General features: G+C 47.1%; 18 protein-coding genes. 13 read left to right on the top strand and 5 right to left on the bottom strand.

The window, feature by feature from the left end:
* Window positions 1-43: 43 nt before the first annotated feature.
* The gene (locus ACM6JA_RS07875) at window positions 44-1078 is read right to left on the bottom strand and encodes a hypothetical protein (RefSeq protein WP_414851871.1); all 1035 of its coding nucleotides are present in this window, start codon (window positions 1076-1078) and stop codon (window positions 44-46) included.
* A 53-nt stretch (window positions 1079-1131) separates the two neighbouring features.
* Between ACM6JA_RS07875 and ACM6JA_RS07870 the strand changes: the two genes are divergently transcribed.
* The 3 genes from ACM6JA_RS07870 (at window position 1132) to ACM6JA_RS07860 (ending at window position 3740) form a co-directional block, all read left to right on the top strand.
* On the top strand, window positions 1132-1881 hold the full coding sequence (locus ACM6JA_RS07870) for an MBL fold metallo-hydrolase (protein ID WP_414851870.1): 750 nt from the start codon (window positions 1132-1134) through the stop codon (window positions 1879-1881).
* A gap of 33 nt (window positions 1882-1914) precedes the next feature.
* Window positions 1915-2475 carry a class I SAM-dependent methyltransferase gene (locus ACM6JA_RS07865; protein WP_414851869.1) on the top strand — a complete coding sequence of 187 codons (561 nt, stop codon included), beginning with the start codon at window positions 1915-1917 and terminating at the stop codon, window positions 2473-2475.
* Window positions 2476-2639: 164 nt separating this feature from the next.
* Window positions 2640-3740: a YheC/YheD family protein gene (locus tag ACM6JA_RS07860; RefSeq protein WP_414851868.1), complete on the top strand. Its 1101-nt coding sequence runs from the start codon at window positions 2640-2642 to the stop codon at window positions 3738-3740.
* A 68-nt stretch (window positions 3741-3808) separates the two neighbouring features.
* On the opposite strand, the gene cbpB is transcribed toward ACM6JA_RS07860, so the two are convergent.
* From cbpB to ACM6JA_RS07840, 4 genes are all read right to left on the bottom strand, one after another.
* Complete coding sequence (gene cbpB / locus ACM6JA_RS07855; RefSeq protein WP_414851867.1) at window positions 3809-4279, bottom strand: cyclic-di-AMP-binding protein CbpB; 471 nt, start codon at window positions 4277-4279, stop codon at window positions 3809-3811.
* Between the two features lie 265 nt (window positions 4280-4544).
* Window positions 4545-5684 carry an acyltransferase gene (locus ACM6JA_RS07850; protein WP_414851866.1) on the bottom strand — a complete coding sequence of 380 codons (1140 nt, stop codon included), beginning with the start codon at window positions 5682-5684 and terminating at the stop codon, window positions 4545-4547.
* 58 nt (window positions 5685-5742) lie between these two features.
* Complete coding sequence (locus ACM6JA_RS07845; protein ID WP_414851865.1) at window positions 5743-6585, bottom strand: lipoate--protein ligase family protein; 843 nt, start codon at window positions 6583-6585, stop codon at window positions 5743-5745.
* Between the two features lie 164 nt (window positions 6586-6749).
* On the bottom strand, window positions 6750-7997 hold the full coding sequence (locus ACM6JA_RS07840; RefSeq protein ID WP_414851864.1) for an S-layer homology domain-containing protein: 1248 nt from the start codon (window positions 7995-7997) through the stop codon (window positions 6750-6752).
* Between the two features lie 154 nt (window positions 7998-8151).
* Between ACM6JA_RS07840 and ACM6JA_RS07835 the strand changes: the two genes are divergently transcribed.
* From ACM6JA_RS07835 to ACM6JA_RS07790, 10 genes are all read left to right on the top strand, one after another.
* Window positions 8152-8823: an HAD family hydrolase gene (locus ACM6JA_RS07835; RefSeq protein WP_414851863.1), complete on the top strand. Its 672-nt coding sequence runs from the start codon at window positions 8152-8154 to the stop codon at window positions 8821-8823.
* Entirely contained in the window at window positions 8808-9020 is a 213-nt protein-coding gene (locus ACM6JA_RS07830) for a hypothetical protein (protein WP_414851862.1), read from the top strand. Before ACM6JA_RS07835 ends, ACM6JA_RS07830 begins: the two co-directional genes overlap by 16 nt.
* 134 nt (window positions 9021-9154) lie before the next feature.
* Window positions 9155-10666 (top strand): tRNA (N6-isopentenyl adenosine(37)-C2)-methylthiotransferase MiaB, encoded by a 1512-nt coding sequence (gene miaB, locus ACM6JA_RS07825; RefSeq protein WP_173617520.1) that lies wholly within the window; start codon window positions 9155-9157, stop codon window positions 10664-10666.
* A 6-nt stretch (window positions 10667-10672) separates the two neighbouring features.
* Window positions 10673-11116, top strand: coding sequence for a RicAFT regulatory complex protein RicA family protein (locus ACM6JA_RS07820; protein WP_007719127.1), 444 nt, complete (start codon window positions 10673-10675; stop codon window positions 11114-11116).
* 136 nt (window positions 11117-11252) lie between these two features.
* On the top strand, window positions 11253-11813 hold the full coding sequence (cotE, locus tag ACM6JA_RS07815; protein WP_414851861.1) for an outer spore coat protein CotE: 561 nt from the start codon (window positions 11253-11255) through the stop codon (window positions 11811-11813).
* A gap of 110 nt (window positions 11814-11923) precedes the next feature.
* Window positions 11924-13213 (top strand): putative amidoligase domain-containing protein, encoded by a 1290-nt coding sequence (locus ACM6JA_RS07810; RefSeq protein ID WP_414851860.1) that lies wholly within the window; start codon window positions 11924-11926, stop codon window positions 13211-13213.
* An 88-nt stretch (window positions 13214-13301) separates the two neighbouring features.
* Window positions 13302-15890: a DNA mismatch repair protein MutS gene (mutS, locus tag ACM6JA_RS07805; RefSeq protein ID WP_414851859.1), complete on the top strand. Its 2589-nt coding sequence runs from the start codon at window positions 13302-13304 to the stop codon at window positions 15888-15890.
* 24 nt (window positions 15891-15914) lie between these two features.
* Window positions 15915-17945, top strand: coding sequence for a DNA mismatch repair endonuclease MutL (mutL, locus tag ACM6JA_RS07800; RefSeq protein ID WP_414851858.1), 2031 nt, complete (start codon window positions 15915-15917; stop codon window positions 17943-17945).
* A gap of 523 nt (window positions 17946-18468) precedes the next feature.
* Complete coding sequence (locus ACM6JA_RS07795) at window positions 18469-18744, top strand: hypothetical protein (protein ID WP_414851857.1); 276 nt, start codon at window positions 18469-18471, stop codon at window positions 18742-18744.
* Between the two features lie 257 nt (window positions 18745-19001).
* Complete coding sequence (locus tag ACM6JA_RS07790; RefSeq protein ID WP_414851856.1) at window positions 19002-20204, top strand: hypothetical protein; 1203 nt, start codon at window positions 19002-19004, stop codon at window positions 20202-20204.
* Window positions 20205-20357 lie beyond the last annotated feature (153 nt).

Raw genomic sequence — 20357 nt, 5'->3', positions numbered from 1 at the left:
TGATAGAGTGAAAAACCTCTCCTTAACGGGAGAGGTTTTTTTATTACATACGATCTCGCCACTGCCTGTACACGAGCATGACAAGGAAAAAGACGACCAGTTGACCAAAGAGTGGATACAAGAAGCGGAGAAGCGAGCTAAACCCGATAAAACTAATTAAATAACAAATCAGCAAAATCCCGAGAAGTATAGTCGGACCTCGAAGGGGGGTAACTTGTCTAATCTGTTGGGCTAGACCAAAAACGTTAGCTACAAGTGTCGAGAAAATTTCCGCATACACTAATAGGGAGAACAAAAAGGGAATAGTCGGTCCCAAGCCTTGCAGCACAGCAATCATGGGCATTTCCGCGTGATGAATTCCCGGCATTTTTACAGACAGAGAAGCGTAGGCGAGTAAGAGCAGAAGGCCTATTCCCAACCCTCCGATGATTCCCCCTAGGATGAGAGGCTTCTCGCTCGTACTCTGTCTGCCCATCGGAATCAAAACCGCTTGTGTAAGCGTGACATTTAAGGCAACATAATAAAAGGGAGAACTAAGCCACGCCCAAGGCCGTAACGATTCGACTATGACATTCGTATCTAACCATGGCTTCGTATAAAGGAAGACAAGTACAGTAAAGCCAATGAGCATCGGAACAAAAATGCTGTTCACGTGATGGATGGCAAACAGCCCTTTTTTCGTCACGAAAAAAATCAAAATCATGCTAAACCAAATGCCGATTTGGGGAGATAATCGAAAAGACTCCCAAAAAATCGCGCCGGTAGCAGCGAGCATGACGGAGGTAGTGCCTAGCAATACGGTTAGAAGCAAGGTATTAAATACAGTACCAAACGGATGCCCAAATAGATAGGTGCTGACTTCTTGATAGGAATCGGCCTGAATCCGATAGGCAATCAGCATGACGCGGATGCCTGCCCAAATAAACAGCGTCGTCGCCAGAATGATGCCCACTAAGCCTTGTGTTCCATATTGAACAAAGAACTCTACAATTTCTTTGCCAGAGGCAAAACCAGCTCCTACGACTGTCCCAATATACGTAAAAGCGATCTGCCATGCGGCTCTCCATGTTCCTTGCATCTCAGACCTCCTGTCCCACCTTATTCCATCCTATGAGAGGGAGTGAACCGAATATGCGCGTTACCGTGTTAGGCTATCAATCTCCTTATCCTGGCCCTGGAGGTGCTACTCCGGGTTATCTGATTGAGACAGACCGTGTCAAAATTCTTCTCGACTGCGGCAGCGGTGTTCTTGCACAGTTAGGCAAGCATTTGCCCATTTATGAGCTGGATGCCATGCTCTTATCTCACTATCATCATGATCATGTTGCGGATGTAGGAGTGATGCAGTACGGTTTGATGGTTCATCAGCTATTTGGTCAAAGACCTGCTGACAAGCCGCTCCGGATCTTCGCACCAGCGCTCCCGGTGGCCAATGCTCATTCATTGGTGTATCGCGATGCGACCACATTTACCCCAATCACCGAAGAAACGTCTGTTACCATTGGGGACGTCTCGATCACTTTTTTACGGACAGACCATGGTGATGGAGATCCATGCTACGCCATGCGCTTGGAAGCAAACGGACGTGTCCTCGTATACGGTGCTGACAGTGGACCAGGTACAAGCTGGGAAGGGTTTGCAAATCAAGCGGATTTGTTTATTTGCGAGGGGACCTATCTGGATTACAATTTACCAGCGAAGCCAAATGGGCACCTGTCTGTTCGCCAGGCGGCAGAACTGGCACAATCCTTATCCTGTCGTTCTTTATTAGTTACGCATTTGTTTTACGGCTATGAGGAGTCTCAAGTAATTGCGGAGTCCAATGCCTTTGGCGCAGGCCCAGTTTATGCGGCGCGCATCGGTCTGCAAATCGATTTGTAACGTTGTTTGTGTACATAGAGAGGAGAGTTGACTGTGTTTCCAAATGTATTAGAAGTCGCACGTAAATTAATCCGTGAACGGGTACAAGTAGGAGAAACTGTTGTAGACGCTACGATGGGAAATGGAAATGACACCTTATTTCTTGCGCAATTGGTGCAAGAAGAAGGGAAGGTAATCGCCTTTGATATCCAGCCGCAGGCGATTGAGAAAACGAGAGAGAGACTCGAGAGAGAAGGTCTGGCGAACAGGGTAGAAATGAAGCTCGCCAGTCATGAGGAAATTGACAAGCTGGTGATTAATGCCGCGGCGATCATGTTTAATTTGGGCTATTTGCCGGGTGGAGACAAAGAAATCACAACACAAGCGAGCAGTACCATTCAAGCGATTCAATCAGGGTTGAGGATACTCAGACCAGGCGGAATCATGACGGTAATGATTTACTGGGGACATTCGGCGGGAGAAACGGAAAAAGAGGCAGTGGAAGCATTTTGCCACGAGCTAAGTCAATTGGATTATTTGGTTTTAAAATACCAATATATCAATCAGCAAAACCAAGCCCCGTTTTTACTGGCCATCGAACGCAGGGAACAATAAAGAGAACGAAACGGAATCTTTTCCCGGGCAAGCGCAGCATCCGACATCATTCCTATGGGAAAGCAAATATTTTGTCGGGTCGCGGATAGGTGTACAAAAATAGGCACGCTCTTGCCCTTTCTGGCACATACCCTATGTAGAGCAATGTGGCAAGGGGGATCTACGTGGACAGAATCGGAATAATGTTGGATTGGGCCCTTATGGAGAAAGGAATTCATGGCATCAAGTCATATGAGCGTCTGCCTTATTATGTCGAAATCGGTAAAGAGCTTGGATTGGAGCCTGTTTTTTTCCATCCGCGGCATGTGAAGCCAGGAGATGAAAGGGTCAAGGGATATTTTTGGAACGGAAACCGACTCGTCTCACAACTAGTTTCAGTCCCGCGAGTCATCCACAATCGTGTTTTGACAGGCGATGCAAAAGCGAGGAATGTGATTCGAAGATTGAGCCAAAAGAAGACGGTGTTTAATGGCTTGGTTGTACGGGATAAGAGAAAAGTACACCAGATGCTCTGGAAAAACGAACAAATCCGCGGCTATCTCCCGCATACGGTGCCTTATTCCATGGAGCAGTTGCGTCAGTTCTTGGATAAGTACCAGGTGGTGTACGTCAAGCCTTCGATTGGATCAGTCGGAATTGGGGTAGCACGTATTGAACGGCACGGAGGCAATTATCACTTCATTGCATCGAAAAAACGGCAGATTTTATCTCATTCGCAGATACTCTCCACGGTGCGACGCTGGGTCGGTAACAAAAGATTTCTGATCCAGCGAGGAATTCCTTTGGCGCGCTATGGAGGAAAAACGTTTGATATTCGTGTTTCGGTGCAGAAAAACAAAGAGAAGCAGTGGACTGTGAGCGGGATGGTTGCCAAGGTCGCCAATAAGAAAAACAAGCTGAGCAATCTCTCTCGAGGAGGGACAGCAGTACCGTTTTCGGAAGCTTTGGTACCCATCTTTGCTGAGGTGAAACAACAACAAGCGGTCATAGAGAGAGTTGGCATAGCGGCGGTGGAAATTGCGAAGCAGTACGGTCGGCATTTTTCATCATTAGCAGATCTAGGCATGGATATGGGAATTGACGAGCGAGGTAATCCGTATTTAATTGAAGTCAATGTGCGTGATCAGCGCTATTCGTTTTTCAAGGCTGGAGAGAAGGCGATGTTTAAACAAACATACCGTCATCCACTGGAATATGCGCAGACATTACTCGCTGAAAAAAAGAAACGGAAGCATCAGCTGCTATCGCCAAGCTATATGTTCTAAAGAAGCAACGCAGAAGAATGTGAAAAAGACGGTGGCAATTATTGCCCCGTCTTTTCGTATGCGGTGACCTACGATTCTGCCGGCTGTTGTTGGTCAGCCATAGGAAAGGGTAGATTGCGAAAGTGACGATATACCAAAGCCAATATCGATTTTCGAGTCAAGATTCCTTGGAAATAGTGCTCGTCATCTTCAATGCAGACGAAAGGGTGATTAATGGACACTTCCAATGCTTTCAAAAATTCATCGGTGTCACGCAATCGTGGGACCTTCGTGTCCATCACATCATCTACAATATGTTCGGACATATGCTCAGTCTCGAAGCGTTCCAGACCTAGAGTCTTATTCATGATCATATTCGTGCTGATTAACCCATGCAAACGATACTGATGATCCAGTACAGGAACGGCTGAATAACCGGACTTGATTAGGACTAGCAGGGCGTGCTCAAGCGAATTACCTAACTGCACATGTGCGACCTTTGTGGACGCGATTATGAGATCTTTGATCGGAATATGTAACAAAGGGATCTCTTGATTCATCCAGATCCACCACCTTTTCTTTCTGTCGTCTATAGCAGCAAGCACTGCTTGTGGTCCTCTTCTATGATACCGTAAGCGAGGTACAAACGGTAGGGTTACATTTAGAAAACTTGGCGTCGCCAAGCCTTTGGTGGGCATAAGACGAAAAAAAGCCCGGCAGTTACGCCAGGCAAGTAATCGAGGTGTGGAACAATCGTCCCTAGTTCTAGTATGGGAGATCATGTATCTTTTTACATTAGGAGTTTGGAGGAAACCAGGTTCTCCCTTACGCTTTATACGTTTGATTTTTGAAAATCGGTTTTGCTTCCACCCGTTTTTTCCGATTGAACCAAAAGGACATCGTCGTCAACTCATAAAGGAAAATGCACAGTGGCGGTGTAATCATGAACATGCCGAGAACTATTGACGGTGTTGACCAGCCTAGTCGATGAATGACGTAGCTCTGCAGTAAGAACAAGATCAACGGATGAACCAAATAGATAGCCATATTTTGTTTGGCCAACCGGGCAAGCCAAGGACCGAGTTTAGGCAGTTTGCCGAGATAACTGGATGCAGGGTAAAAGCTGATGATCACACAGAGTGTGTACACCAAGTAAAGCGGTTCGAAAATATTCATGCTCTCGTAATAGCTTTTGGAGCCGGAAAGATAGCTGTACGCCATCCACACGGCTGCACTTGCCATCACAACGATAGAAGGTATTTGAAGGCGTTTCACCCACGTCCGCCATTTATCCACATTCATCCCTGCATAAGCGCCGAGTGCAAAAGTAAATACGTACATGAAAACATAATGCTGTCCGTAAACATAACTGTGCTTTATGAGGGACAGGAATGGGGTTGCAGCCCAATCAATGGCCCATAAAGGCTTGATAAACAAATAGTGGTAGAGAACGTACAGACCAGCTTGTCCTATAAATAGGGCAATGATCCAGCGGAAGTTCAAGTACCGTTCCACCCACGGTTTGATCAGGCAAAACAACAAGCACAGTTGCAAGTAAAGCGGAATGTAGTACAGGTGGTAGAAAGAGCTACCCGTAAACAGACTATCGAAAAAAGGTCCTACCAGCACGGCCGGGTCAAAGGTTTGGTGTTTAAAATAGGTGAAGATGGCCGTCCAAATTACGTAAGGAAAAATAACCGCGCGCCAGCGTTTTTTCCAGAAAGCACGCCAATCCAATTGTCGGTTCTGATACCAGTAAAACAGCAGCATTCCAGTTGCAAATATAAACAAAGAGCGACCGAATTTTAACAAGATGATTAGAACGGCTTGTAAATCACTATTCCACGGATACGTCTTCTCATTCGAGAGAAAAAAACTGAGGATGTGAATCATCAAGACAGTAAGAGCCCCAAAAACAAAAAGGGCATTCAGATCCTGAAACGTCCCCTTTCGATTGCTATTCATAATTCCTCCAGAATTTTACCGGCAGCACCTGGAGAATCAAAAGCAAGTAAAATGCCCGTTATTCGGGTAAGTGCCAGTCAGGTGCGGCCAGTTCTTTTGCGGTATAAGAAAATAAATGTAATCGTTGCGACAAATGATGCCTCGACTCTGTCACTAATTTATTTTGCACATAAAAGGGGGTAGGTGATACAGCCCACTCAGAACGGATTGTCTCCAATAGACGTGCTTTCACATCATCTATGGTGGCCAATTTTCCAGTCAAACTCGCAATGCTGCCAACAGTAGAAGCATCGATGGAAGGAATTGGCTTATGACTTTGCATTTCATCCAAGCCTGCGAGACGGTAAAAGCGTTCCATCCATTCCCCACGTGGCCGATCATCTACGTTAATGCATAACTGCAAAATAGAGCCGTGTCGCGTGCGTCTTTGTGCCATACCTCCGATTTTTTTACCGTGAATGGAAAAATCGTATTCCCCTGCACAGTAGGAACCCGTCACTTCTCCAAATTCCAGCTTCCCGTAATCGCGCAGGCCCACATCAAGAAGCTGGGCTACAAACGAGAAAAAGGAGTCAATGGAAATCGAAGTATCGGGCAATAAACAAGCCATATTGAGTACGCCAGCATCAAGCGGAACGCAAGCTCCACCAGACGAGCGAAGAACACAACCAAAGCCATCTTGACCGAATTCACGTAAGGCTTGCTGGAGATGAGGAAGCTTGGCGTCTCTGCGGCCGAGATACAGCGCCTGATCGTACACCCAGAGATGAATCACAGGGGTTGCAGATTCAGATTGCATGCTGGCTGCCAACGCTTCATCACGGATTAAAGGCTCAAGTGGACTATCCTGGTAGGTACCGGAGTCCATCCAGCGAAACGGTTGATTAACAGAAAATGACATAGAAGGCTCCTTCACAGGACAAGAATAGCTACCATTATAACATTTGAAATGCGGTTATTTCTACGTTTTCGCCATCTTTTTTCCGTTTGGTAGAACATACATGTCAAGTAGAGTGAAAAAATACCCGACAGGCCAAATAGCTTGTCGGGTCAAAATATGGTTGTTTATTTGGTCTCCTTGAAGGAGAAATTGTCCAGGTAGGTCGTTTTGCGAGGCGCGTTTTCAGTTGCCTCTTCTTGCAGGTACAGACCGAGCTTTGTGCCTTCTTGTTTCACATACTGTTGACCGAACAAGTATTGATCGTTCAGATAAATGGAAACAGTGTTCTCGTTAACTTCTACTTTTAAGCGATTACTGGATTTCAGCTTGTAGGAGCTAGAAGTGATGATGTCAATATCGTCTTCTTCGACATCATTCACTTTTCCTAAAACAACGCGATCTTTTTGGACGAATACAACATTGGCTTTTCCGTCTTTACCGTTGAAGTAAAGGCCTCCTAAGCCTTCACTGCCTACGACATTGACATCGACGCTCAATTCGTATTTCTTAACTTTGTCAGACTCATTCCAATCCAGTGGCAGGAAGTAGTGATCCAGATCATCATCATCGGATTCCGCTGTCACTTGTTTGCTAGCGACCTCCCAGTTTCCAGTCGCTTTGTCTGTATCCCAGTTCTTCAATTTGGAATCAGAGAAGGAATCGCTGATATTGATTCGCTCTGGTTCTGGCTGAGGTTTCGGTTGACCAGGGGTAGGGAATACAATTTTGATCTCATCATCATCGTCACGATCCAAAATAGCGCGATAGAGCAGAGAAGCAGCTTCCGCACGAGTAATCGGATCTTGTGGACGGAAATTGCCATTGTACCCTTTCATCAGATCAGTTTGGATCGCAATTGCAATATACGGACGCAGAGCTGACGAAATATCATCGTAATCACGGAACTTTTTCAATTGATTCAGGTCGGCTTTGTACTTTTGATCGTAGCCCAACAAGCGAACCAATGCGACAGCAATGTCTTCACGTACTGCCGCTTGATCTGGCTTATACGTGTAGGTGGAGCCTGATTTGTAACCAGTCAAGTAAGGCTTGGCGTATTCCACATACAGAAATGCCCAGTGATGACGCGGAACATCTTTAAAGGTTTGGTCGACGTAGCGTTTGTTTATATCTACATCTGCTGCTGCGATCATAATCTTGGCAAATTCGGCGCGGGTAACTTCATTGTTCGGTCTAAATGTCCGATTGTCGTACCCTTTGATGATCCCTTTTGCCGCCATCTCCGTAATTTCCTTGTATGCCCAATGGCTACGTGGAACGTCTGAGAACGAAGGAGTGGAAGCGGCACCGACGACAGGGATAACCGTTAAGAACATCAACACCGACAAAAATACGGCTAGTGCTCTTTTCATGTTAACCTCCTCAAAATGGCAATGTAGTTTTTGTTGACTGCTATTCAGACGGCGAGTGGGCTTGTATTGTTGCAGGAGAAAAAAATATTTTGGTGAAAATAGGAAAAAAGGCGGAGTTTCAAAAAAATTGGCAGGAAAGGAGGAGCATGTACCAATGGTAAAGGCATGCTTGTTTGATTTGGATGGAACGCTTTTGGATCGGGAACGGTCGTTGGATGCATTTTTGGCACGACAATACGAGCGTACATGGCCGCTCCAAAAAAGAATGTCTCTGAATGCGTTCACGTCCCGTTTTCATGAGCTGGACCAGCGTGGGTATGTGTGGAAAGATGTTGTCTATCAGACCATCGTGGAAGAGTCAAAGATCGAAGAAATGACTTCTGCATTTTTATTAGAAGAATACGTACAGTTATTTTGGCAGGACTGTCTGGCATTTACAGGCGTAGTTGAAACACTTCAGATCTTACATCAATCGGGCATGAAGCTAGGGATCATTACGAATGGACGCAGTGAATTTCAAATGAAAAACTTGAATGCGATTGGAATTGAACCGTTTTTTCATGCCATTTTGATTTCGGAGCGGGAAGGGGTGTCCAAGCCAGAGTTAATCATATTTGAAAGAGCGTTGGATCGGCTTGGAGTGAAAGCGAGTGAAGCGGTATATGTGGGGGATCACCCGGTTAACGATGTACAAGGTGCGCGTGGGGCAGGGATGAAGGCCGTTTGGAAGCGGGATATGTTTTGGGGGGATAACGTGGAGGCAGACGCTATCATCGAAGAAATCCCTCAACTGATCACTATCCTAGGAGAGTGGCGAGAAAAATAGAGGAATCGCCATCAGCAAACACAGACCAGGAGGTTCAGGCGAACATAACAACTGAATCTGCCCTAAGCGATTTGCGTGCGCCGATGATGTCTTTCTTTGAATACGAAGATCGTCATTATGACTTCCGGGCAGCCAACAGGCATAGCGAGCAGCTCACCAAACAACCACATCCTCTTGCCGGGAATACCCAGAGATGATCGGAACAGTCACTCGCCGTTTCGTACATATTTTGCCTCATAATGGTTATTATGCATTAGCTTTTGTATCCCCAAAAATGATATAATTCTTTATTGGTTACTTTTGTAGATGATTTTAGCTGAGGTGATACATGATGAAGGAAACGAAAGAGGCGACTGTGGACTTAAAATCCGATAAGTCTCCAAAGAAAACGGAAGACTATGCGAAATACTTCCAGGCCCCCTCTCTGAAAGATGCGAAAAAGCGTGGTAAGGAAGAGATTTTAGTCCATTACGATTTTAATATCCCAGAAGACATGCAGAACATCGGAAAAGGAAAGCGTTATCATGTTCGTACGTATGGCTGCCAAATGAACGAGCATGATTCGGAGACGATTTCTGGTATCTTGCAGGCAATGGGCTATACCTCCTCTGACTCTGTCGAAGATGCGGATGTCATCCTATTTAATACCTGTGCGATCCGCGAAAATGCAGAGGATAAAGTATTTGGCGAGCTTGGCCACATGAAGCGGCTCAAGAATAACAATCCGAATCTGATCCTCGGTGTTTGCGGCTGTATGTCCCAAGAAGAGAAAGTCGTCAAGAAAATCCTGAAAAGCTACCAGCAGGTTGACTTGATTTTTGGAACGCACAATATTCACCGACTGCCAGAACTGTTGCGCGATGCGATGTTCAGCAAAGAAATGGTGATTGAGGTTTGGTCCAAAGAAGGCGATATCGTCGAAAATATGCCGAAGCTCCGCGAAGGAAACACCAAGGGCTGGGTTAACATCATGTACGGCTGTGACAAGTTCTGTACGTACTGTATCGTGCCGTATACCCGCGGAAAAGAGCGCAGTCGACGCCCGGAAGATGTTATCGCGGAAGTGCGTGATCTCGCTCGCCAAGGCTTTAAAGAAATCATGCTTCTTGGACAAAACGTCAATGCGTATGGGAAAGATTTTGAGGATATCGAGTATGGTTTTGGAGACCTGATGGACGAGGTCCGCAAGATTGATATCCCGCGTGTGCGCTTCACGACAAGTCATCCGCGTGATTTTGACGACCACTTGATCGAGGTGCTGGCAAAGGGCGGCAACCTGGTGGAGCAAATCCATTTGCCTGTCCAATCCGGTTCGACAGAAGTACTCAAGCGGATGGCGCGCAAATATTCGCGTGAGCATTATCTGGAGCTCGTTCGCAAAATCAAGGACGCGATCCCGAATGTCTCGCTTTCTACCGATATTATTGTTGGCTTCCCAGGCGAAACCGATGAGCAGTTTGAAGATACCATTTCGATGGTGGAAGAGGTCAAGTATGAATTTGCGTATACCTTCATTTACTCACCACGTGAAGGTACACCGGCTGCTGTCATGGAAGACAACGTTCCAATGGAAGTGAAAAAAGCGCGCTTATATCGACTCAATGAAGTGTTGGCTCGCATCGCACTGGAGCAGAACAAAAAACTGCAGGATCAGGTTGTCGAGGTACTGGTGGAAGGAGAATCGAGGACGAATGCGGAAGTGCTTGCGGGACGTACGCGTACGAACAAGCTGGTCCATTTCACCGGCGACAAATCCTTGATCGGACAGTATGTGCACATAAAAATTACAGATGCGAAAACGTGGACACTCCACGGAGAACTCGTATCCAAAGTTGAGGTGTAGGTCATAATGGAACAAACAAACGTGTATACCCAGAATGAAATTCTTGAGAAAGCTCGCGAACTTGCAGCTATGATCGCGCGTACCAATGAAGTCGATTTCTTCAAACGTGCCGAACTGCAAATCAAGCACAATGAACGTGTGCAAGATTTGATTGATACCTTGAAGCAGAAGCAAAAGCAAATGGTGATGTTTGAATCCATCAACAAGCCGGAACTGGTGAAAAAAGTGGAAGGCGAGTACAACCAATTGCATGAGGAGCTGGATTCCATTCCAATCGTTACGGAATTCAAGCAATCGCAGGTCGATGTGAACGATCTTTTGCAAATGGTCACGAACGTGATCACGAACACCGTTTCGGAGCGTATTATTTTGGATACAGGCGGAAACCCATTGACCGGAGAGACCGGTGGCGGGCCTGAAAAGAAAAAATCTGGCGGTTGCTGCTCCTAATTCTTGATAAAAAGCCTTCCCGGCGCTGTTTTGATGAATACCCAACAACTTTCCCAAATATAAGGTGGTTGTTTGCACGCTAGTCGAATGCCCTGCATACAAATGTACAGAAACGTTGTATGGAGGAGGTAACGAAATGTCGGGTATAGACAAAGATCTACAGTGCCGGGAACTTATCGCGAAAGCAGTCTGCGGCAAAGGCCATAAATTTTCTATTACCACCCACACCATCATACCGTCGCAAACTCCTTCGACGATCCTCGGATGCTGGATTATAAACACGAACTTCCAAGCAGAGAAAGTCGGAGATGCCGTTGAAGTATCTGGTACGTATGACGTCAACCTGTGGTTTTCGTTTGCTAATAACACGCAAACCGAAGTCAAGCGGGAAACTGTTCAGTTCTCCGTACTCGTACCGCTTACGTTCTTCGACAAGAACTGCAGAGGCGATCTGGAAATCGTTGCACGCGCCGTGGAGCAACCGAAGTGCATAAAAGCGGAGTTAAGTGGTGGTGGCACAATCACAGTCAGGGTTGAAAGCGAATATGCAGTAGAGGTCATTGGAGAAACAAAAGTGTGCGTTGTTGTCTGCAATAGTTGTGATGAAAAAGAGTTCCATCTGGTTGACGACTTTGAAGATAACAGTGACGAGTTTGATGACTTTGATTCCGCTACGCTACTCGACGAGCTCGACTAAAGAGGAGAAATTATCTCCTCTTTTTTCTTTTTTTCGGATACGTACCATTCTCACTTTTTTCTGGGCGCAGTCATAAGATAACGAGAGAATAGCGGGGGAGTGTGGAAGGCATGATTCTACGCACAAAGGCGAGTCAGCGAGCTAACAAGCAGGAAACGCCAGCAACACAACCGATGACGGCCAACGCTAAAGAAGTCGTAGCTTATTTGCATCGTCCAGAAATCGGGCGCTGGTTGCTCCGGCAAGGGAGAATACCTGTAACGACAGGAAAAGCAGCGCGACCGGGCTGGCGGACATATAGGATCTGCCTTTATCAAGACTATGTACTGGATATCGCTAGGAGCGAGGAGCAATCACAATGGCTGCTGCACCGGATGGAGGAACCCGAATGGCATTCCGTCTCCTTGCCTTCCACCGAAACGGAGGTTCAGGTGGTGCAAGGGCTGGCAGCTCGCAGTTTGTATGCCGCCGGAGCCGATGCGGGTCAAGTGACGATCATGGCGGCTTCACCCCATCGACTTAAGGTCGTCGAGGTGGAACCAAATTGGCCAGCCAAGCATGCTGACGAATATATGCAGCGGGCTCGAGAGTGGTGGGAAGGTCGGATACGCAAACAGCCGCAAAAGCTGCAAAGCATGGGGGCTGATCCCGAGTTTGCTTTACGCAAGCCTGCAGGAGAGATGGCACTTGCTTCTGACTTCCTGAGTATAAATGGCACGGTTGGGTGTGATACGACACGCTATCGGGAAGAATTAGGTCTCCATCAGCACCCGGTTGCAGAGTTGAGGCCTGCGCCATCGGAGGACCCTGATCAATTATTTATGCATATCTACGATAATCTGGCACTCGCATACAAAAAAATAGGGAATTCGTCTATCGAATGGCTCGCTGGCGGAATGCCGTTTCAAGGTTATCCAATCGGCGGGCATATTCATTTTGGCGGGCTTACCCCTACTTTTTCTCTTCGGCGAAAGTTGGATGCGTACTTGGCTCTTCCCCTTGTTCTGATTGAGGATGCAGGCTGTATGAGTCGCAGAGAGCGATATGGATTTTTGGGGGATGTAAGGGAGAAGGAATATGGATTCGAATATCGTACACTCCCCAGTTGGCTCGTTGATCCCCTTGTCACTAGAGGTATTCTTCATTTGGCCCATTTGGTTGCAACCAATCACGAGAAGCTACAAGCAACGCCTCATCTAAAGCTCCCGCTCATCAAAGCGTATTACCAGGGCGAAAAAGAAAAGCTCCTGCCGTACGTTGCCCAAGTCTGGCAAGAATTAAAGGAGCTACCAGGCTATACCCTGTCACGAATTCATTTGGATCGATACTTTTCTTTTTTAATCGAAAGCCAATCGTGGAAAACGGATGAAGACCTTCGCAAGACATGGAAGCTACTATAAACAGATCTACCATCGGATGCAGGGTCAACATTACCGTACAATCATGATATAATAGCGACGAGAATTAGTAGGCTAGGAGAAGAAAACCATGGCTCAATATACCCCGATGATTCAACAGTATCTGGCTATCAAAAAAGATTATCCGGATACTTTCTTATTTTTTCGCTTAGGCGATTTTTATGAACTGTTTTTTGATGACGCCATTCTTGCGTCCCGTGAGCTGGAAATTACACTGACGGGACGTGAGGGTGGTGGTTCTGAGCGCATACCGATGTGTGGTGTTCCACATCATGCGGCAGATGGCTATATTGCAGAGCTACTGAAAAAAGGACATAAAGTAGCCGTTTGCGAGCAAGTCGAAGATCCAAAAGAAGCCAAAGGGGTCGTTCGCCGGGAAGTTACACGCGTCATTACCCCGGGAACGATGATGGAAGGCAAATGGCTGACGGATAAGGAAAACAATTACATGGCAGCGTTGGCCCAAGTAGAAGGGCGAACGGGTGTTGCTGCGTGTGATATGAGTACAGGCGAGATGTACGTTACCTCTTTGGTGGGACAGGCAGAGGCTGTTCTGGATGAAGCCTTGCAATATCGCCCCAAGGAGCTCGTCTTTTTTGGCCTCGCTGTTTTGCCGAAGACAGCACTGCCATCTACTGTCGTGGATGCGCACCAACTGGACGCATTTGCGGTGGATAGTCAATATGCGGAGCAGGCAAAAGGGCTGGATACGTCCATGCGAGCGGCGGTCAATGCTCTCTTGTTCTACATAGGGACGACGCAAAAACGCAGTCTTGCCCATATGCGGCTGTTAAAGCAGTACGATGCAAAGCAGTATCTACAAATGGACGGCTTTTCCAGACGTAATTTGGAATTGACAGAGACTATTCGCGATAAGACGAAAAAAGGCTCTTTGTTGTGGCTGTTGGATCGGACTCAAACCGCAATGGGTGGTCGTCTCTTACGCAGATGGATTGAGCGTCCATTGCTCAGTCGCGATCAGTTGGAGGCACGTCTGAGCGCTGTGGAAGCCTTGAAGGGTGACATGCTGCTCCGCTCCGATTTGCGGACTTGCTTGGATCGTGTCTATGATTTGGAGCGTCTGGCGGGTCGTATTTCCTACGGGAATGCGAACGCTCGAGACCTCATTCAGCTGCGGATGTCTTTGGAAGCTGTCCCAGAGCTGAAGCAGTATATGATCCAGACGAATACGACGGTATTAATGGAACTGGCGCAAGGGATGGATGAGTGCACGGATATCGTCAACTATTTGGCTCATGCGCTCGTAGATGATCCCCCGATATCGGTTCGTGAAGGCGGAATGATTCGGACGGGATATGATGAGTACCTGGACAAGCTCCATACGGCAAGTCGTGAAGGGAAGACATGGATTGCCCAACTGGAGCAGGGAGAACGCGAAGCGACTGGGATTCGTTCACTCAAAGTTGGCTTCAATAAGGTGTTCGGTTATTACATCGAAATATCGAAGTCCAATATCGCAAATGTTCCATCCGGGCGGTATGAGCGCAAGCAAACATTGGCCAATGCAGAGCGGTACATCACGCCAGAGTTGAAGGAACGCGAAGCGCTCATTCTTGAAGCGGAAGAAAAGATGATTGAGCTGGAATACCAGCTGTTCGTGGCGGTAAGAAGTGAAGTCGCGAAGCATATACCAAGATTGCAGAACCTCGCTGAGCGCATTGCATCTGTGGACGTTCTCCAGGCGTTTGCTACGGTAAGTGACGAGCGGGGCTTTATACGCCCTGAGCTTGTGGAAAACGGCGAATACGTCATTACAGAAGGGCGTCATCCTGTAGTAGAAGCCGTTCTGGAACGCGAAAAATACGTGGCAAATGACGTGGAAATGGATCAGACGAACCGTCAAGTTTTGCTCATTACGGGTCCAAATATGGCAGGTAAGAGTACGTACATGAGACAGATCGCCTTGATTACGGTGATGGCACAGATCGGTTGCTTCGTTCCGGCTAAACAGGCCAGGCTGGCGATTGTCGATCAGATCTTTACTCGGATTGGGGCAGCTGACGACTTAGTAGGTGGGCACAGTACGTTTATGGTGGAAATGCTGGAGACCAGACACGCCCTACAAAAAGCGACAGCGAAGAGCTTGATTCTACTCGATGAAATTGGGCGCGGGACTTCGACGTACGATGGAATGGCGCTTGCACAAGCGGTCATTGAGTACATTTGCCAAAAAATCGGTGCCAAAACACTCTTCTCGACGCACTACCATGAGTTGACAGGGTTAGCAGAGACGTTGAGTGGTGTCGTGAATGTCAATGCTCGATGCGAAGAACGGGAAGGAAAGCTCTTGTTCCTTCACAAAATTGAAGAAGGACGAGCAGATAAGAGTTATGGAATTCATGTGGCAGAGCTTGCGGAAATGCCGACTTGGGTCATTGAACGGGCGCGCAGCATCTTAACCGGACTTGAAGCGAATGGGAGTGCAGGGAATGGAAATGCAGCGAGTGACCTCCAAATGTCGCTCGAATCGCTATGGACGGCACCAGTTGCTGCGGTACGTGAAGAACCGATGCAGTTTGCGTCTGCCGAGGAAGAAGCGATTATGGCTGAACTGCGCGAGCTGGATTTGAATTCAACCACGCCAATGGACGCCATGATGAAGCTATATGCATGGAAACAGCAATTGAAAAAGCGATAGGGTTCGTCCGGAGGGGAGGCACTCATGGGAACCATTCAAGTTTTAGATGAGCATCTCGCCAATATGATTGCTGCAGGGGAAGTAGTGGAAAGACCGGCTTCGGTTGTCAAAGAGCTGGTCGAAAATGCAATTGATGCCAGTGCAACGACAATCGAGATCCACGTAGAGGAAGGCGGTCTGGAGATGATTCGGATCGTTGACAATGGGAAAGGGATGGATCGGGAAGATTGTCAGCTGGCTTTTGAGCGCCATGCCACCAGTAAAATCAGCAATGCGCGTGATTTGTTCCGAATTCGTACACTGGGATTTCGTGGCGAGGCACTGCCAAGTATTGCTGCAGTCTCGCGCATGGAGCTGACGAGCAGTACGTCCAGTAGTGAGGTAGGTACTCATCTCTTATTGGAAGGTGGGCAGCTCGGAACGATTTCCGATAAGGCCGCTGTAAAAGGGACGGAAGTATGCGTACGCAGCTTGTTTTTCAATACACCTGCTCGCTTGAAATACATGAAGTCGATCGCCACAGAAGTCGGACACATTTCCGATTATGTGAATCGGCTTGCACTTACGAATCCGTCGATTTCCTTCCTGCTGACTCATAACAGCAAGACACTTTTGCAAACGTCTGGCGACGGAAAGCTTCTGCACGTCATGGCGGCTATCTACGGTGTGCAAGTAGCGAAGCTGTTGCTACCAATTGCAGGGGAGACTCTCGACTATAAGTGGTCTGGTTTTCTTTCGAAGACGGAAGTGACAAGGGCGAATCGCTCTTACCTTTCGACACTGGTAAACGGTCGGTATGTGCGCAGCTATTCAATCAACAATGCGATTATGCGCGGCTATCATACTTTGTTACCCATCGGACGCTATCCGATTGTGGCTTTGCAGATCGAGATGGATCCGTCACTGGTCGATGTGAACGTACATCCTGCCAAACTAGAGGCGAGATTCAGTAAAGAAGATGAATTGTGCAGTGCAATTGAACAGTCAGTAAAAGAGACATTGCGACAAGGCTTAGGAATTGTCAGACCCATGGCTACGCAACCAAAAGCTAAGGTCGTCACCCAGGTCGTACAACCGCAGTTTGACCTGCAAATCAGCAAGCCTGAAACACCGCAATCGTCACTATTAGCAGCGAGTCCCCGACTCCAGGAATGGATGGCCAAGCAGGAAACGTCAAGTAAGCAAGAGGATGTAGTGCCGCATATTGCACCATCCATTGAGAACGGCACGGTGAAGGAGTCGGCAGCCAACTATGAAAAGCTGGAGTCTGCGAAAGTAGAGGCTATCCCGCATGAAATCGTGCAGGCGACTCTGTTGGATCAAACGGACACGAGGGAAGCTTTCCAACCTTACGAGACTAAGCTTCCGTCACAGTTGGACATTGCTCAGGACAATTCAGCCGCAGTAGGTATCGATCAATCACCGCCACTCTCGGAAGCTACCAATGAAAATGAGACGGATTCACCTGTTCCCGTTATGTACCCAGTTGGTCAAGTACACGGCACCTACATCGTCGCGCAAAATGACGAAGGCATGTATTTAATCGATCAACATGCCGCGCAGGAGCGGATTTTTTACGAGTATTTCATGGACAAGCTTGAAGAAGAGGACATTTCCAGCCAGATCATGCTGTTTCCTCATACGGTGGAATATACGGCTGCAGAGGCAAGCAAACTGGAGAAGCGACTGTCGCTTTTGCAATCGTTTGGTTTGGAGATTGAGGCGTTCGGTGGACGGACCTTTATCGTTCGCGCTCATCCGCATTGGTTCCCAGAAGGGGCTGAGCTGGAGGTCATTGAGGAGCTCATTCAATTTGTACTGGAAACGGGCGAAAACGCCCAAGCGAATGTCGTGCTGATGCGTGAGAAAGCAGCCATCATGATGTCCTGCAAAGCTTCGATTAAAGCGAACCGCTTCCTGACACATGCAGAAATGGAAAGCTTGCTGAATCAGTTGCGCAAGACGAGCAGTCCGTATACGTGCCCACACGGCAGGCCGATTGTGATTCATTTTACTGGTTATGACTTAGAAAAAATGTTTAAGCGTGTGATGTGAACATGTATGGGGAAGACATTTGTGAGGATAAAACTCACGAAGAGACGAGAAGCATTTTAAACCAACAAAAAAGCGGTAGTCAGGAAATGGTTTATTGTGCCTGACTGCCGCTTTACTTTTCATAAGTGGATCTTCAAAGTTAAATAAAGCAGTGCCAAAACCACTCCAGGGATAAAAGGTAGGAAGATTTATCTGCTTTTTGGGAGATACCGTATATCTCTTATCAATGACGTACCCGAGCAAACTATGATCCATATCCAGAGCTCAGTCAGCAGGGGTCAACTACGGAATTGAATGACGAGAAGCGAGACAAGACTCGTGTCACTCGCTCCCTGCTTGGTGGGCGTTGATCTTTAGATTTTTTTAAATAAAGGGTATTGTTGAAAATAATGAGGAAATATATACCGTTTATGTAATAAAGCGTAAAATAAATGGTGTGGAGTATGATTAAAAAGGTAATGACTTTGGGTGCAATTGTTTCTGCATTAACTTTCGGTTCACAAGCCGCTTTTGCCAGTGATGGATGGCAGATACAAGAGAAACTGCTCAAGTTATCCATGCTGGTGGTAGTTTCTTTCAAACAATCTCGGATAGTACAGATGTTGATTGGTATGTTTATAGAAATGACTCCGACAAATCGAATTGGGTATTCGAACTTCAATCCCCGGCTGGTATTAACTATGACTATGACTGGATAGCTTTTGGACCTAATGGCGAGTATATATTGTCTGGTACTGCTGGTGATTTAGGGCCTGGTGAAATCGACGCTGCATCGGCAGGTGGCATAGGATTTTGGTAGGGGGGTGACAGTATACTTTAAAGTTCGCGGACATGCCTCCCAAGATTTTGATTCGAGACATATTTACGCTGTTTACTTATCGACTTGGTAATGTAGAGGAAATGAAAAGCACCCAAGTGGTGCTTTTTCTTTTTCAATAAAAAAACTGAATAGACGACTATTCTGCCTCCTTGGTTTTGTTCAGAAAATTTAAAAATTAAGATTGATTTTAGACAAACACTGACTTATGATTACTTGCAAAAACGAGGTGAAACGAAATGAGCTCATCACGCCAAACGGGGATGTTTATTTATCCGTGGGATATAGCCGAGAGCGGTATCGAAGCTGTGATGCAAACATTGCAAGAAGCCAGGTGCAATACAGCAGTGGTCAATAGCAGCTACCATCAGGGGAGATTTTTTCACCCGCGAAGCAAAACGTTTCGCAGGTTGCCGTTTTCAGGAGTATCATTTACGCCTGAATGGTCGAAGTACAACCGTTTGCGCCCGACCGTACACGAGCAAATCGCACAAGCAGGCATTCTTGCCAAAATGAAAGAAGCTTGTGAGCAGGCAGGAATGGCGTTTCATACATGGTGGGTTGGCCTTCACAATTCTACGCTTGGTTTGGCTCATCCAGATCTTTGTGTGCAAAACATTTGGGGGGATACATACACTTACGCGCTATGTCCTTCGCAGCCTGAGGTTCAGCATTACGCCAAGGCGCTTTTTACCGATACGCTGGAGCAGGTCAAGCCAGAGCGGATTTTGATCGAAGCGACCGCCTTTTTGCCGATGAAGCATGGCGAGCATCATGAAGTATGCCTCCTACCGTTAGGAGAATCACTGCAATGGTTACTCTCGCTCTGTTTTTGCGGGGCATGTATGGAGCGTGCCGAATCAAAGCGAATCGATGTAGGAGCAGTCCGGAAGCTTGTATCAAGGCTGGTCAATCAGATAATGGAGGCCGATTCCATCTCACAAGTATCCGCTGAAGCGAGAGAAGTTGCCTTTTTGCTGCTGGAATACCCGGAATTGTATCACTATCAACAATCCCGTCTGGAAGTAGTAGATGGGCTATGGAAGAGCCTGAAGGAAATTGCACAGAGTAAGGGGACTGCGCTCGATGGCTTTCCGTCCTCAACACCGTTTTTTGTGAATCAGTCCTATTGGGAAGGGGTTTCGTTGCGAAAAGCTGCCGCTACATTGGATCGCCTCGTTCCGCTCGCCTATGGAGACAGTGTCGGTGATGTGGCATATTCCTTTCATGCGATCAAGCTTGTAGCGCCAGAAGCTGCGCTTGGGGCAGCTTTCTCCCTGCATCATAGCCAAATCCAGTCAGCCGTCGATCTGGCAGCGAGGGTGAAAACTGCCGTGGATGCAGGTGCACAATCGATTATTTATTACAATCTCGGCTTGTTAAATAACCGCAGGCTGGACTGGATCAAACAGGCAAACCTTGCAGTTGAGGAATGGAGATAGCTTTTTCATTTGCATGGTGTATGCCCACATTTAAGAAGACCCACAGAACTTCGCGGGTCTTTTTTACATGGGTGAAACTGATGGACTGGAAAATCATACTACAGTCCGACGCGCTTTCATAAAAAATGGTATGATTGTCATAGCGAATAGGAA

The sequence above is a fragment of the Brevibacillus sp. IT-7CA2 genome, assembly GCF_949767855.1.
In the GTDB taxonomy this organism is placed as follows: Bacteria; Bacillota; Bacilli; order Brevibacillales; family Brevibacillaceae; genus Brevibacillus.
Note: the sequence above shows the minus strand (reverse complement) of the source record. Positions and strands in the feature narration are given on the sequence as shown.